At 74.8% G+C, this 13,897-nt stretch carries 13 protein-coding genes and 1 pseudogene; 6 read left to right on the plus strand and 8 right to left on the minus strand.

Annotation, left to right across the window (positions count from 1 at the left end):
- Positions 1 to 423: 423 nt before the first annotated feature.
- The 4 genes from AB0D45_RS08020 (at position 424) to AB0D45_RS08035 (ending at position 5,285) form a co-directional block, all read left to right on the plus strand.
- Entirely contained in the window at positions 424 to 1,623 is a 1,200-nt protein-coding gene (locus AB0D45_RS08020; protein ID WP_362455958.1) for a thiolase family protein, read from the plus strand.
- A 217-nt stretch (positions 1,624 to 1,840) separates the two neighbouring features.
- On the plus strand, positions 1,841 to 3,280 hold the full coding sequence (locus tag AB0D45_RS08025; protein WP_362455960.1) for an aldehyde dehydrogenase family protein: 1,440 nt from the start codon (positions 1,841 to 1,843) through the stop codon (positions 3,278 to 3,280).
- Between the two features lie 111 nt (positions 3,281 to 3,391).
- Positions 3,392 to 3,805 carry a thioredoxin family protein gene (locus tag AB0D45_RS08030; protein ID WP_362455962.1) on the plus strand — a complete coding sequence of 138 codons (414 nt, stop codon included), beginning with the start codon at positions 3,392 to 3,394 and terminating at the stop codon, positions 3,803 to 3,805.
- A gap of 43 nt (positions 3,806 to 3,848) precedes the next feature.
- Complete coding sequence (locus tag AB0D45_RS08035; RefSeq protein ID WP_362455964.1) at positions 3,849 to 5,285, plus strand: NAD(P)/FAD-dependent oxidoreductase; 1,437 nt, start codon at positions 3,849 to 3,851, stop codon at positions 5,283 to 5,285.
- 484 nt (positions 5,286 to 5,769) lie between these two features.
- Here AB0D45_RS08035 and AB0D45_RS08040 read toward each other — a convergent pair whose 3' ends face one another.
- Both AB0D45_RS08040 and AB0D45_RS08045 read right to left on the minus strand, forming a co-directional pair.
- Positions 5,770 to 6,522 (minus strand): SDR family oxidoreductase, encoded by a 753-nt coding sequence (locus AB0D45_RS08040; protein WP_362455966.1) that lies wholly within the window; start codon positions 6,520 to 6,522, stop codon positions 5,770 to 5,772.
- 152 nt (positions 6,523 to 6,674) lie between these two features.
- Positions 6,675 to 7,307 (minus strand): annotated as a pseudogene (locus AB0D45_RS08045) (phosphoribosyltransferase family protein); the annotation flags it as partial.
- A 225-nt stretch (positions 7,308 to 7,532) separates the two neighbouring features.
- On the opposite strand from AB0D45_RS08045, the gene AB0D45_RS08050 reads away from it, so the two are divergent.
- Complete coding sequence (locus AB0D45_RS08050; RefSeq protein WP_362455968.1) at positions 7,533 to 8,297, plus strand: metallophosphoesterase; 765 nt, start codon at positions 7,533 to 7,535, stop codon at positions 8,295 to 8,297.
- Here AB0D45_RS08050 and AB0D45_RS08055 read toward each other — a convergent pair.
- The 6 genes from AB0D45_RS08055 to AB0D45_RS08080 all read right to left on the minus strand — a co-directional run bounded on the left by AB0D45_RS08055 (position 8,270) and on the right by AB0D45_RS08080 (position 12,541).
- Positions 8,270 to 8,590: a DUF2087 domain-containing protein gene (locus tag AB0D45_RS08055; protein ID WP_361597338.1), complete on the minus strand. Its 321-nt coding sequence runs from the start codon at positions 8,588 to 8,590 to the stop codon at positions 8,270 to 8,272. The two genes, AB0D45_RS08050 and AB0D45_RS08055, sit on opposite strands and share 28 nt — an antisense overlap.
- Positions 8,591 to 8,682: 92 nt before the next feature.
- Positions 8,683 to 9,333 carry a hypothetical protein gene (locus AB0D45_RS08060; protein ID WP_361597335.1) on the minus strand — a complete coding sequence of 217 codons (651 nt, stop codon included), beginning with the start codon at positions 9,331 to 9,333 and terminating at the stop codon, positions 8,683 to 8,685.
- On the minus strand, positions 9,330 to 9,767 hold the full coding sequence (locus AB0D45_RS08065) for a DUF6114 domain-containing protein (RefSeq protein ID WP_361597332.1): 438 nt from the start codon (positions 9,765 to 9,767) through the stop codon (positions 9,330 to 9,332). The genes AB0D45_RS08060 and AB0D45_RS08065 overlap by 4 nt, the downstream gene beginning before the upstream one ends.
- The gene (locus AB0D45_RS08070; protein WP_361597329.1) at positions 9,758 to 10,411 is read right to left on the minus strand and encodes a DUF6230 family protein; all 654 of its coding nucleotides are present in this window, start codon (positions 10,409 to 10,411) and stop codon (positions 9,758 to 9,760) included. Before AB0D45_RS08070 ends, AB0D45_RS08065 begins: the two co-directional genes overlap by 10 nt.
- Positions 10,412 to 10,518: 107 nt before the next feature.
- Positions 10,519 to 11,313: a MerR family transcriptional regulator gene (locus AB0D45_RS08075; RefSeq protein WP_362455971.1), complete on the minus strand. Its 795-nt coding sequence runs from the start codon at positions 11,311 to 11,313 to the stop codon at positions 10,519 to 10,521.
- Positions 11,314 to 11,353: 40 nt separating this feature from the next.
- The gene (locus AB0D45_RS08080) at positions 11,354 to 12,541 is read right to left on the minus strand and encodes a methyltransferase (RefSeq protein WP_362456101.1); all 1,188 of its coding nucleotides are present in this window, start codon (positions 12,539 to 12,541) and stop codon (positions 11,354 to 11,356) included.
- 125 nt (positions 12,542 to 12,666) lie between these two features.
- Here AB0D45_RS08080 and AB0D45_RS08085 point away from each other — a divergent pair, with 125 nt between their 5' ends.
- A complete protein-coding gene (locus AB0D45_RS08085) occupies positions 12,667 to 13,632 on the plus strand; it encodes a pirin family protein (RefSeq protein ID WP_362455973.1) in 966 nt (321 codons plus the stop codon).
- Positions 13,633 to 13,897 lie beyond the last annotated feature (265 nt).

A 13,897-nucleotide genomic window follows, 5' to 3' on the forward strand; every position in this document is an offset into this window, starting at 1 on the left:
GGGGCGCGTTACCGGTGCCCCACCGGATCCGGAATAGGCGCCGAACATCGAAGCCCGTCCCGGACGACACCCCACCCCGCCCCCGACCCCGGCCCACAGCATCCCGCCCACAGCCCCCGCGCAACGGGGCAACGGCCCCACCGGGACCCCGCGCCCCGCCCGGCAGGACAAGGGTCTCACCGGGACCCCGGCACCCGGCCCCGCCCGGCCAGGACAACGGCCCCCGCCCGGCACGGCGACACCGGCCCGCCTGGGCACCCGCACCCCGCCCGGCCAGGGCAACGGCAAGGTCACCGTTGACACCCCCCGACCCCGCAGCGGAAACTGCGGGCGCGCCCCACCGGGCGCGCCCGGTGGTGTCCCGGTGCCCCACACCGGCACCGGCCGCCGCCGAACCGCACGGAGCCGCCCAGGAGAGCCCCCATGAGCATCCGCCCCGTCCGCGACGTCTACGTCGTCGACGCCGTCCGCACCCCCATCGGCAAGTTCGGCGGCGCCCTGGCCGGGGTCCGCCCCGACGACCTCGCCGCGCACGTCGTGCGTGCGCTGGTGGACCGTACGCCCGACCTCGACCCCGCCCGGATCGACGACGTCGTCTTCGGCGACGCCAACGGCGCGGGCGAGGACAACCGCGACGTCGCCCGCATGGCGGTGCTGCTGGCCGGCCTCCCCGTGACGGTGCCCGGCGTGACCGTCAACCGCCTCTGCGGATCCGGCCTCGAAGCCGTGATCCAGGCGGCCCGTGCGATCGCCCTCGGTGACGCCTCCGTCGCCATCGCCGGCGGCGTCGAGTCGATGACCCGCGCCCCCTGGGTGGTGCAGAAGCCCGAGCGCGCCTTCCCCGCCGGGCACCAGCAGATGTGGTCCACCACCCTCGGCTGGCGGATGACCAACCCCCGCATGCCCGCCGATTGGACCGCCTCCCTCGGCGAGGGCGCCGAACTCGTCGCCGAGAAGCACGGCATCACCCGTGAGGCGCAGGACGCCTTCGCCCTGGAGAGCCACCGCAAGGCCGCGGCCGCCTGGGCCGCCGGGCAGTACGACGACGAGGTCGTCCCCTACCCCGGCATCGAGCTCGCCCGCGACGAGTGCATCCGGGAGGGCTCCACCCCCGAGGCGCTCGCCAAGCTCAAGCCGGCCTTCCGGACGGACGGGTCGGGCACGGTGACGGCCGCCAACGCCTCCCCCCTCAACGACGGCGCCGCCGCCCTGCTGCTCACCGACGAGGAGGGTCTGGCCGCGACGGGCCGCGAGCCGCTCGCCCGGATCAGCGCCTCCGCCGTCACCGGCATCGAGCCGCAGCTCTTCGGCCTCGGCCCCGTCGACGCCGTGCAGCGGGCACTCGCCAAGGCGGGCCGCACCCTCGCGGACCTGACCGCCTTCGAGCTCAACGAGGCCTTCGCGGCGCAGGCGTTGGGCTGTCTCGCCGCCTGGCCGGAGCTGGACCCCACCGTGGTCAACCCGCGCGGCGGTGCCATCGCCATCGGCCACCCCCTCGGGGCGTCGGGCGCGCGGCTGGCGGGGTCGGTGGCGCACCAGCTGGCGGCGGCCGGCTCGGGCACCGGCATGGCGGCGCTGTGCATCGGCGTCGGCCAGGGCATCGCGCTGGTCCTCGAGCGCTGACGGGACCCGGCGTGGCTGACGGCGTCGGCCGGGGCATCGCGCCGGCCCTCGCGCGCTGACGAGGCAGGCCGCCATGGACCCCGTCGATCATTTCCGGTCACGGGGTCCCCTCAACTGCCCAATAACTGAACAGAGATGACGCCCCCGGTCTGGCACGATGGCGCCTGCTGCCGCCCCCCGCCCCGCCCGCCCTTCCCCACCCGGAGGCCCCGCCGCCATGCCGCTGCTCGATCCGACACTCTGGCAGGACGGACCCACCCTCACCGGCGGCACGGCCCCGGTCCTCGAACCCGCGACCGGCCGTACCCTCGCCACCCTCGACCTCGCCGCCCCCGCCGACGTCGCCGAGGCCGCCGTACGGGCCCAGGCGGCGCAGCGCGACTGGGCGCGGGCCACCCACCCGGAGCGGGCTGCCGTCCTGCGCCGGGCCGGGGACCTGTTCGCGGCGCACGCGGACGAGCTGCGGGAGTGGCTCGTCCGGGAGTCGGGCTCGGTACCCGGCAAGGCGGACTTCGAGCTGCACGTCGCCGCCCAGGAGTGCTACGAGGCCGCCGCGCTGGCGTCGCGCCCGGCCGGGCAGGTGCTGCAGAGCGAAGCGCCGCGGCTCTCCTTCACCCGCCGCGTCCCGGCGGGGGTGGTCGGGGTGATCGCCCCGTTCAACGCCCCGCTGATCCTCTCCATCCGCTCCGTCGCCCCCGCCCTCGCGCTCGGCAACGCGGTCCTCCTCAAGCCGGACCGCCGCACCGCCGTCAGCGGCGGCCTCGCCCTGGCCGCCGTCTTCGCCGCGGCCGGACTGCCGGCCGGGCTGCTGCACGTCCTGCCCGGCGGGGCCGGGACGGGCGCCGCGGTGGTCGCCGACCCGCGCGTGCGCGTGGTCTCCTTCACCGGGTCCACCGCCGCCGGCCGGGCCGTCGCCGAACTGGCCGGCCGTCACCTCAAGCGGGCGCACCTGGAGTTGGGCGGCAACTCGGCCCTGGTCGTGCTCCCCGACGCCGACGTCGAGGCCGCCGTCGCGCAGGCCTCCTGGGGCTCCTTCTTCCACCAGGGCCAGATCTGCATGACCGCCGGGCGCCACCTCGTCCACACCTCGCTGTACGACGAGTACGTCGAGCGGCTCGCCGCCCGCGCGGAGGCCCTCGCGGTCGGCGACCCCTTCCGCGAGCGCGTGCACCTGGGCCCGCTGCTCGACCGGACCCAGCTGGAGCGGGTCCACGGCCTGGTGGAGGCCAGCCTCGAACAGGGCGCCAAGCTCCTCGCGGGCGGCACCCACCGGGACCTCTTCTACCGGCCGACGGTGCTGGCCGGCGTGGCCGACGACACCCCCGCCTACGCCGAGGAGGTCTTCGGCCCCGTGGCCCCCGTACGCTCCTTCGCGACCGAGGACGAGGCCGTGGAGCTGGCCTCGGCGGGCCCGTACGGGCTCTCCCTCGGCATCGTCACCGCCGACGCGGCCCGCGGCCTGGAGCTGGCGCGGCGCATCCCGACGGGGATCGCGCACATCAACGACCAGACCGTGAACGACGAGGCGGTGGCCCCCTTCGGCGGGGTGGGCGCCTCCGGTACGGGGGCCCGGTTCGGAGGCGAGGCCAACCTGGACGCCTTCACCGAGCTGCGCTGGACCACCGCCCGCACCACCCCGCCCGTCCACCCCTTCTAGGACTTCGACGGCACGACCAGGGGCGGCCTCACCCGTCCGGCAGGGGTCCGGAATGCTCCGGGCCGCCCGTTCGTTCCAGCAGGACACCCGCAACGAGGAGGTCCGGACACCGTGGCTACCGTGGAGCTCACCAAGGAGAACTTCGACCGCACGGTCAGCGAGAACCCGTTCGTGCTGATCGACTTCTGGGCGGGCTGGTGCCGGCCCTGCCTGCAGTTCGCGCCCGTCTACGAGAAGGCCGCGCAGGCCAATCCCGATCTGCTCTTCGCCAAGGTGGACACCGAGGCAGAGCAGGAGCTGGCCGCTGCCTTCCAGATCACCTCGATCCCGACCCTGATGATCGTCCGGGACCAGGTGGCCGTCTTCGCGCAGCCCGGAGCGCTGCCGGAGGCCGCGCTGACCGACCTCATCGGGCAGGCCCGCGCGCTCGACATGGACGCGGTCCGCGCGAAGATCGCCGCCTCCCAGGAGCCGGGCGCCGCCTCCCAGGAGCCCGGAGAGGCCCCCGGCACGCCGGAGGCCTGAGATTGCCGGACACGGCCCCGGCACAGCGGTGACACTGGACCGCATGACCGAAGCCGTGGAGTACGACGTCGTGGTGCTCGGCGGGGGCCCGGCCGGCGAGAACGTCGTCGACCGGACCCGCGCCGCCGGGCTGACCACCGCCCTGGTGGAGAGCGAGCTCGTCGGCGGGGAATGCTCGTACTGGGCCTGCATCCCCAGCAAGGCCCTGCTGCGCCCGGTGCTGGCCCGCGCCGACGCCCGCCGCGTGCCGGGGCTCGCGGACTCCGTCCGGGGGCCGCTCGACGCCGAGGCGGTCTTCGCGCACCGCGACTACTGGACGGGCCACTGGAAGGACGACGGCCAGGCCGACTGGCTCGACTCCATCGGCGCCCACCTCTACCGGGGCCACGGCCGCCTCTATGGCACCCGCAAAGTCGCCGTCACCAGCCCCGAGGGCGTCCACCACGTCCTGTCGGCCCGCTACGCCGTGGTCGTCGCCACCGGCACCCGGGCCGTGGTCCCGGACCTTCCCGGGCTCGCCGGGGCGGGCCCGTGGACCAGCCGCGAGGCCACCTCCGCCCGGCAGGTGCCCGGCCGGCTGCTGATCGTCGGCGGCTCCGTGGTCGCCGCCGAGATGGCCACCGCCTGGCAGGCCCTCGGCTCCCGGGTCACCGTCCTCGTGCGGGGCTCCGGGCTGCTCCCCAGGATGGAGCCCTTCGCCGGCGAGCTCGTCGCCGAGGCGCTGACCGAGGCGGGCGCGGTGGTGCGTACCGGGGTGGCGGTCGAGGCGGTCGTACGGGACGGGCCGACCGGCCCGGTCACGGTGGTCCTGGAGGGCGGCGAGCTGCTGGAGGGCGACGAGCTGCTGATGGCGACCGGCCGCGCGCCCCGCACCGAGGACATCGGGCTGGACACGGTGGGGCTGACCCCCGGCGACTGGATCGGGGTCGACGAGAGCTGCCGGGTCCCCGGCCACGACTGGCTGTACGCCGTCGGGGACGTCAACCACCGCGCGCTCCTCACCCACCAGGGCAAGTACCAGGCCCGTATCGCGGGCGCCGCCATCGCCGCCCGGGCGGCCGGCCCGGGCGCCCCGGCCCCCGACACCGGCCGGTGGGGCGCGCACGCGGCCACCGCCGACACCGAGGCCCTGACGCAGGCCGTCTTCACCGATCCGGAGGCGGCGGCGGTCGGCCTCACCCTGGCCGAGGCGGAGCGGGCCGGCCACCGGGTCCGCGCCGTCGACTACGACCTCGGCAAGGTCTCCGGCGCCGGTCTGTACGCCGACGGCTACCGGGGCCGGGCGCGGATGGTGGTCGACCTGGACCGGCAGGTGCTGCTGGGGGCCACCTTCGTGGGGCCGGGCGCCGCCGAACTGCTGCACGCGGCGACCGTCGCCGTCGTCGGCGAGGTCCCGCTCGACCGGCTGTGGCACGCGGTGCCCGCCTTCCCGACCGTCAGCGAGGTCTGGCTGCGCCTACTGGAGGCCTACCGGGGCTGACGTCGGCGGCCCGACACGGGCCCGCCGGGCCCGCAGGCCTTGTACGCGCCCGCCGGCCCGCAGCCCAGGTACGCGGCCGCCGGGCCTCCACGCCAGGCACCGGTCTCCGGGCCCGCAGGCCCACGCACCGGTCGCCGGGTGCGCGCCGGCCCACGTAGGCGGCCGCCTGGCCGCAGGCCCAGGTATGCGGTCGCCCGACGCGCAGGCCGTCGTACGCGGCCGCCGGGCCGCATGCCCACGTGCGCGGTCTCCGGGCCCGCAGGCCAGGTATGCGGTCGCCCGACGCGCAGGCCTTCGTGCGCGGCAGCCGGGCCGCAGGCCCACTTACGCGGTCGACCGACCTGAGGCCTTCGTACGCGGTAGCCGACCCACAGGCCCACATGTGCGGCAGCCTGACCCGCATGCCGCGGCAGCCGGGACGCATGCCCATGTGCGCGGTCGCCAGCCCCGCAGGCCCACGGACCCGGTCGCCGGCCCAGCAGGCCTACGTGCGCAGGTACGAGGCGCCGTTGGCGTCCAGCACCGTGCCCGAGCTCCAGACCGCCGCCGGGGACGCCAGGTACAGCACGGCCGCGGCGATCTCCTCCGGTGCCGCGACCCTGCCGAAGGGGCTCTGGGCGCGGATCCCCTCGCCCTCCGCGCCGCCGAGCCGGTCCGAGACCCGTTCGGTGGCGACGAACCCCGGTGCCACCGAGGCCACCGCTATCCCGTGCGGAGCGAGGGAGACGGCCAGGGACTGGCCGAAGGCGTGCAGGGCGGCCTTGGTGGCGCCGTACGCCGGATGGTCGGGCTCGCCCCGGAACGCTCCGCGCGAGCCGACGTTCACGATGTGCCCGCCGCGCCCCCCGTCGATCATCCGGCGGGCCACGCAGTAGCTGAGGTTGGCGGCGCCGAAGAGGTTCACCGAGGCCGTGCGCTGCCAGGCCTCCTGCCACTCGGCGTACGAGGTGGACGGCAGCGGGTGCCGGACCATGGCGGCGGCGTTGTTGACCAGCACGTCCACCGCGCCGAGCGCTTCGGCGGCCTCCGCGGCCAGGGCCTCCACGCGGGCCGGATCGGCGAGGTCGCCCTCGACCAGGACGTGGCCCTCGCCCTCCAGCGACGCCAGGGTCTGCTCGGCGTCGGCGTGCCGGGTCGAACAGTGGACGGCGACGCGGTCGCCCTGCCGGGCGAACGCCGCGGCGACGGCCCGTCCGATGCCGCGGGACGCGCCGGTGACCAGGACGCCCCGGCTCATGCCGCCGCCCCCGGGCGGAAGGCGCGGGCGGGGTCGGCTGCGGGCAGGTGCATCGGAACTCCTCTGGCGGCGAAAACCGGGCCTCGACGATCTTGACGTGGCCATCCCATCACGAGACCGCGCGCCCCTCACCCGGTTTCCGGCCGCGCGCGGGCCGCCGCCTCGGCGAGTACGGCGACCACCTCCTCGTCCGGCGTCTGCGTGAAGTCCCGGTACCACTCGCCGACGGCGCGGAACGCGGGCGGCGTCGAGAGGCACACCACCTCGTCCGCCGGCCCCCGCAGCCGGGCGACCGCGTCCGGCGGCGCCACCGGCACGGCCAGCACGACCCGCACCGCGCCCGACGCGCGGGCGATCTCGCAGGCGGCCGCCGCCGTGGCACCGGTCGCGATCCCGTCGTCGACCACGACCACCGTCCGGCCGTCGAGCGGTACCCGCGGGCGCCCTTCCCGGAACCGGCGCGCCCGGCGCTCCAGTTCCGCCTCCTCGGCCCGCTCGACCGCGGCGAGCTCCTGCGCGGAGGCGCGGCTGAGGCCGACGACGTCGTCGTTGATGATCCGCACCCCGCCCTCGCCGATGGCGCCGAACCCGAGCTCCCGGTGGTGCGGGACCCCGAGCTTGCGCACCACGATGACGTCCAGGGCGGCGTCCAGCGCCCGCGCCACCTCACGCGCCACGGGCACCCCGCCGCGCGGCAGCCCGAGCACGACGGGATCCCGTCCCCGCAGGTGACGCAGCGCGTCCGCGAGACGCCGTCCCGCGTCCGTACGGTCGGTGAAGATCACGGTGGCTCACCCCGTCCCGGGCACCCCCTTCGAACGAACCCCATGGCCGGGCTCCGCGCAACCGGAGGTGTGCCGTCCGCCGGCGGCCAGGGGGCTCGCCGCCGGTCCTCGCCCGCCGAAGATCACGTCGGTTAGGTTGAAGGCACCGCCCCCGGCGCCACGGTGACAGATCGTCGCCGGCCCGGCCGGGACCGGTCCGTACCGGCGACGAAGGAGCCACCGCCCGTGATCGTGATCGCGCAGCTCAGCGACGTCCACCTCGACGGGGGCCCCAGGGCCGCCGAACGCACCCGCGCGGTGATGGAGTACCTCGACGGCCTCCCGTACGGGCTCGCGGCGGTCCTGGTCAGCGGGGACATAGCCGATCACGGCAGGCCCGAGGAGTACGAGGAGGCCCGCGGGCTGCTCGCCTCCCGGCACCCGGTGGTGATCTGTCCCGGCAACCACGACGAGCGCCTCGCCTTCCGCCGGGTCCTGCTGGGCGAGGACGGGCCCTCCGCCGCCCCCGTCGACCAGGTGCTGCGCGGCGAGGGCTTCGTCCTGGCGGTGTGCGACTCCTCCGTCCCCGGCGAGGACCAGGGGTACCTGGCGGATTCCACCCTCGCCTGGCTCGACGGCGTCCTGGCCGGCACCCCGCGGGACGTGCCGGTGCTGGTGGCCTTCCACCACCCGCCGGTCGAGCTGCACACCCCGTACGTGGACGGCATCAGGCAGTTCGGCGAGGAGCGCCTGGAGGCGCTGGCCCTGCGCCACCCCCACCTGCGCGCCTTCCTGTGCGGGCACGCCCACACCGCGGCGGCGACCACCTTCGCGGGCCGGCCGCTGCTCGTGGCGCCCGGGGTGGTGTCCACGCTCCGGCTCCCGTGGGAGGCGCAGGCGGACCCCGCCCACCACGTCCACCTCGACGAGCCGCCGGCCGTCGCCTTCCACGTGCTGGGGGAGGACGGCCGGCTGACGACCCACTACCGGGTGGTCACGGCCCGCCGGTAGCTGCTGCCGTCCCGGGTGCGGGTGAGCCGGCCCGAGGTGATCAGGTAGCGGCGCAGGGCGGAACAGTCCTCGTGGACGGTCCGCAGCGCGTCGTTCACCTCGGGCTCGGAGTACTCCCGGTCCACCGCGAACAGGGTCTCGCTGAGGTGCTCCAGCAGCTGCTCGCGCCGGGCGGCCCTGCGCGGGATGGCGACGAGGCGCCCGCCGGAGAACAGGTCGGCGACCCCGCGCCGGTGCCGGGGGTCCGCGGATTCCCGCTGGTCGGTGGTCTCTTGCCGGTGGCTCTGTGACATGGGCCGAGCTTCACCCGCGCCCGCGGGTGCCCGCAACGCGTTTTCCCCGCCCCCCGGGCCGGCCCGGGGGGCGGGACGTCGCGCCGGGGCCGTCAGGGGGTGACGGTGATCTGCTGGGCGGGGTCGGTGGTGTCGGTGACCTTGTAGACGGCGTTGAAGGTGGACGTGGTCGCGCTCGTCGGGCAGCCGAATCCGCCGGTGACGGTGACGGGAACGGTCGCGTTGGCGAAGGTCAGGCTCGACGGGGCCCCGTTGGTCCAGGTGCCCGGGACGCTCGCCGGGCCGGCGGGCGCGGCGGTGACGGTGCAGGTGGCCAGGCCGGTGGTGTGGACGACGAGGCCGCCCGCCGGCACCGTCATGGTCGCGGTGACGGGGGAGCCGTTCTGCATGGACACCGCCCAGGAGCCGCTGGTCGTGACCGTCGGGGTCACGCCCGGCATGCTGGACGTACAGGAGCTGTAGGTCGGGGGCGAGATGGGCGAGGAGACCGGACCGGCCGGGTTCTGGTTGCCGGGGGCGGCCGGCACGGTGCCGGTGGACACCGAGACCGTGCACGTCACCGTGACCGATCCGGCCTTGAGGGTGGCCTTCCCGCTGAGGGTGGCCTTGAAGGCGTGCCCGGCCGGGGTGACGGTCGTCGACCCGGCCAGCGGTAACGGCGCGGCGGTGGCGGAGGCCGAGGCCACCGTGAGGGCGGCCGCGGCGGCCATCCCGAGGGCGAGCGCGGTACGCGTACGGCTCATGGCTGAGCTCCTTGGGGATCGGGGTGCGGAGTGGGGGGATTCCCGGCGGGGGAGGGCCGGGAGGGGGCGGCGGAGCCCCCGGTGCGCGGGGCGGCGTACGGCTGCCAGGCGAACATCAGCCCGCCGCCGAGGATGCCGAGCAGGGTGCCGATCAGGAACCCGCCGAGGTTCGACAGGACCAGCGCGGCGGTGGCGACGAGCGTGGTGAGGATCCCGGCGAGGGTGCGCTGTGCGGGGGAGAACCAGGCGGTGAGACCGAGGACGATCATGACCAGGCCCATCAGGACGGACGGGATGCCCGCCACCCCCTGCTGGAGCATGATCTTCAGTGGGGCCAGCGGCAGGACGCTGATCCAGACCCCGGCCAGGACGGCGAAGAGCCCGCCCCAGAAGGGCCGCCCGCGCCGCCACCGCCGCCAGCGGCTCAGAAGCATTCCTTCTTGCCCTTGCTGATGTCCATCTTCAGCCCGGACAGCTTGAACGTGCCGGCGTTGGTCGCCCACGCGGTCTGCTGGAGACTGCTGATGCTGACCTTGTCCGCCTGCTGGGCGAACAGGTCCTGCATGCCCTGCGCCTCCGCCGGGCCCTTGTCGAGGGTGGACGCGTCGCGCCCGATCTCGATGTTCGTGAACTCGGCGTCGCCGGCGAGCTGCGTCGCGTCCACGAACAGGTTCGAGGCCTCGACGGGGGCCTTCTGGCCGGCGGTCAGACTGAGCGAGATGTCCCCGATCACCGGGAGACTGGTGACCACGGACTGGCAGAGGCTGTGCAGCTTGGCCTCCCTGATGGCGGTGACCGCCACCGGGATCAGCTCCTGGCGGGCGTTGACGTCGACGCTGCCGTACTGGGCGAAGCCCTCGCCCTCCAGGCTCTGCGCCGACACCTTGAACTGCTGGCCCGACACCGCGAACGAGGCGGCGAGCGCGCCCTGCGCGAGGGCGATGCCGAGGCCGGCGGTCACGGCCACGGCGGGCGCCGTCAGGAGGACGAACCGGCGCCAGCGGACCCGGCCCCCGTCTCTGGCGAGGTCTTCGTCGCCGGGCGGTTCGGATCCGGATAAGTTCGGTGAGACTGCCATGAGATGGTCCCTTATCTCGGCTGTGCACCTTTGTTACCGACGAGTTGAATGTAAGAGTGCCAATGGTGGTTGGCAAGGTTGTGCGAGCGCACCCTTTAGGCCGACTCCTACTGCTCCGTACGCAGCAGTTCGGCGACCTCCGCCTCCACCCGGCGCCCCATCGCCCGCGCGAACTCCGTGGCCACCACCTCGCCGGCCACCGGCCGCAGAGCCGCCACCGCCTCCCGGACATGATCCAGCTGGCTGGCCGAAAGCAGCCCCAGCCCCTCCGGGCCGATCACGTGCCGCCGGAACAACGCCACGAACCGGTCCGCCAGCGCCGCCGCCCGGCCCTGCACGAAGTCGGCGGCGTCGAGGATCTCCCCGAGCGGCACCCCCTGGCGCACCAGCGTCACCGTCGCCTCCAGCAGCCGCCGGCTCGGGTACGTGACCCGGTCCCCGTCGAGGCGTACGTAGCCCAGCTCGGCCGCCCGCCGGGTGTGCTCGGCGGTCGCCCCCGGTCCGAACAGCTCCCGCAGCTCGGCCCGGGTCATGGTCACCGGCTCCTCCTGCACCCAGTCCCGGGTCATCTCCCGCTCCAGGCCCAGCAGTTGGGACAGCCCGCCGCCCTGCTCCCAGGCGGCGAGCAGCTCGCCGATGCCGTTGACGGTGTACCCGCGCCCCAGCAGGTCGCTGATCAGCCGCAGCCGGGTCAGGTGGTCCTCGGAGTACCAGGCGATCCGGCCCTCCCGGCGCGGCGGCGGGAGCAGCCCGCGCTCCTGGTAGTAGCGCAGGTTGCGCACCTTGACCCCCGCCGCCCGGGCCACGTCCTCCCGGCGGTAGCGCGGCCGGCCGCCACCGCCGTCCGGAGTGCCGTCCGCGGTCTCGTCCGCCCTGCCGTCCGTCTGCGCCTCGGTGCTCACGCGGCCGAGTGTAGGACCTACCGGCGGGTGTACCGGCAGGTCACATGGGGCGGGGCAGCGCCTCGCGCTTGACCGCCCGCAGCACCACGAACTTCGGCTCGCTCGCGACGACTTCGCTGTTGCCGAAGAGGCGGCGCAGATGCGTGTGGTAGCCCATGTGCCGGTTGGCGACGACCCACAGCTCCCCGCCCGTGCGCAGCGCCTTGCGCGACTGCGCGAACATGCGCAGGGCCGTCGCGTCCGTCGTCGCCTGGTGGGAGTGGAACGGCGGGTTGTTCAGGATCAGGTCCACCGAGGAGGGCGGCAGCATGGCCACCCCGTCGCCGACGAGGAACTCCGCCGTCCGCCGGCCCGGGCGGACGTTGGCCTCGTACGTGGCCCGAGCCGAGGCGACGGCCTGGTACGACTCGTCGGTGAAGACGACCTCGGCGTCCGGGTCGGCGACCTGCACGGCCGTGCCGACGACGCCGTTGCCGCAGCCCAGGTCCACGACCCGGGCTCCGTCGGTGTTGGTCGGGATGCTCTGGAGGAAGAAGCGGGTGCCCACGTCCAGACGGTCGGCGCAGAAGATCCCGGCGTGGTTCACCACCGTGAGCCCGGCCCCCGATCCGCCGTCCTCGTCCACGGTGTACGTCACCGGCCACGGGGTGGTCCCGGCGCCGGCGGCCGCCTGCGGGGTGCAGAAGATCAGCCGGGCCTTCTTCTCCGCGAGCGAGGTCCGCGTCGGCCCGAGGATCTTCTCGAAGAGGCGCAGCGTCGAGGTGTGGATCTCCTTGACCATGCCGGCGCCGACGATCACCGTGCCCGCGTGCACGTGCGGGGCCAGCCGGTACAGCTGGTCCTCCAGCAGCGCCAGGCTCTTGGGAACCCGTACGAGGAGCACGTCGATCCGCTCGGGCGGCGCGTCCTGCGTGGTCAGCAGGGTCACCGTGGACTTGGAGGTGCCGATGCCGGCCCGGTCCAGGTTCGCCTCGGTCGCGGCGCGGGCCAGCGAGGAGTCGGTGATCTGCGTGGGACGGTACGCGGCCAGGGCCGTCGTCAGCGCCCCCCAGCGGTCGCCGACGATCGTGATCTGCCCGGCGCCGGCCAGGTCCACCGGGCCGCGTTCGCCGGTACCGGCGTCGAGGTGGTGCAGCAGGTACTCGTCGGCGGCGTCCCAGGCGCGGAGCCGGTCGCGGGGGTCGGCGGGGAAGCGGGTGAGTTCGTAGGAGCCGAAAGGCGTGGTCAGGCGGTTCATATGGCACCCAGGCTAGCCGAGAGGGCCGCGGACGCGTGTCCGGCCGCACTCCGCGCCCTGACATTCGCCCCGAAGGCGCGGCGCCGGCCGGACCCGTCGGGACTAAGTTGTGCGACATGAGCAATCTCGATCGCCAGCCCGCTCTCTCCGCCTGCGGCGGCCGCGGTTTCGTCGTGGCCGAGCCGGTGCGCGAACTCCTCAGCCCGCGCACGGTCAGGCTCGGGGAGTCCACCGAGGTCCGCCGCCTGCTGCCGAACCTGGGCCGCCGCATGGTGGGCGCCTGGTGCTTCGTCGACCACTACGGCCCCGACGACATCGCCGACGAACCCGGCATGCAGGTCCCGCCCCACCCCCATACCGGGCTCCAGACGGTGAGCTGGCTGCACGAGGGCGAGGTGCTGCACCGCGACAGCGTCGGCAGCCTCGCCACGATCCGCCCGCGCGAGCTGGGCCTGATGACCTCCGGCCGGGGCATCAGCCACTCCGAGGAGAGCCCCCGCCCCCATGCCCGCCTCCTGCACGGCGCGCAGCTGTGGGTGGCCCTGCCGGACGCCCACCGCGACGTCGCCCCGCACTTCCAGCACCACGCGGACCTCCCGCAGGTCACGGCCCCCGGCCTGGAGGCGACGGTCATCCTGGGCACCCTGGACACGGCGACCTCGCCGGGCACCGCGTACACCCCCATCGTCGGCGCGGACCTCGCCCTGGCCTCGGGCACCGAGACCCGCCTCCCCCTGGACCCGGACTTCGAGTACGCGGTCCTGTCCATGTCGGGCGAGGCCCACGTCGACGGCGTCCCGGTCCTGCCCGGCTCGATGCTCTACCTGGGCTGCGGCCGCACGGAGCTCCCCCTGCGCGCGGCCTCGGACGCCGGCCTGATGCTCCTGGGCGGAGAACCGTTCGAGGAGGAGATCGTCATGTTCTGGAACTGGATCGGCCGCTCCCACGAGGACATCGCCCAGGCCCGCGAGGACTGGATGAAGGGCACCCGCTTCGGCGAGGTCAAGGGCTACGACGGCCCTCCGCTTCCGGCGCCGGAGCTGCCTCCAACCCACCTGAAAGCGCGGGGTAGGGTGCGTTGACCTGCCATTTCATGTGGACCCGGGCTGGGTGCAGTGTTCGCACCTGGCCCTCCGCTTCGCGTTCCGCAGGGGAGTTGGCTGGCTGTGGCGCGACAGCCGCCGGAGCCGGTGGGCGAGTCTCACGTGTTGCAGGCTGTAATCGACTTTGGTCAGACGAATGCTGACCTTTTGCTGACTTTACTGACGAGTAATTAGATCTGGCCTCGGGTTCGCGCCGGGTTGCCGCGCCCGCAAAGGACGGCGGATGCTGCCCTTGTCTCGTCGG

It is taken from the genome of Streptomyces sp. NPDC048352 (assembly GCF_040651895.1).
In the GTDB taxonomy this organism is placed as follows: Bacteria; Actinomycetota; Actinomycetes; order Streptomycetales; family Streptomycetaceae; genus Streptomyces.

Bases quoted from the DNA above. Each gene is read 5' to 3' on its own strand.
- AB0D45_RS08020 (WP_362455958.1), top strand. From the start codon at position 424: ATGAGCATCCGCCCCGTCCGCGACGTCTACGTCGTCGACGCCGTCCGC.
- AB0D45_RS08025 (WP_362455960.1), top strand. From the start codon at position 1,841: ATGCCGCTGCTCGATCCGACACTCTGGCAGGACGGACCCACCCTCACC.
- AB0D45_RS08035 (WP_362455964.1), top strand. From the start codon at position 3,849: ATGACCGAAGCCGTGGAGTACGACGTCGTGGTGCTCGGCGGGGGCCCG.
- AB0D45_RS08040 (WP_362455966.1), bottom strand. From the start codon at position 6,522: ATGAGCCGGGGCGTCCTGGTCACCGGCGCGTCCCGCGGCATCGGACGG.
- AB0D45_RS08055 (WP_361597338.1), bottom strand. From the start codon at position 8,590: ATGTCACAGAGCCACCGGCAAGAGACCACCGACCAGCGGGAATCCGCG.
- AB0D45_RS08060 (WP_361597335.1), bottom strand. From the start codon at position 9,333: ATGAGCCGTACGCGTACCGCGCTCGCCCTCGGGATGGCCGCCGCGGCC.
- AB0D45_RS08065 (WP_361597332.1), bottom strand. From the start codon at position 9,767: ATGCTTCTGAGCCGCTGGCGGCGGTGGCGGCGCGGGCGGCCCTTCTGG.
- AB0D45_RS08070 (WP_361597329.1), bottom strand. From the start codon at position 10,411: ATGGCAGTCTCACCGAACTTATCCGGATCCGAACCGCCCGGCGACGAA.
- AB0D45_RS08085 (WP_362455973.1), top strand. From the start codon at position 12,667: ATGAGCAATCTCGATCGCCAGCCCGCTCTCTCCGCCTGCGGCGGCCGC.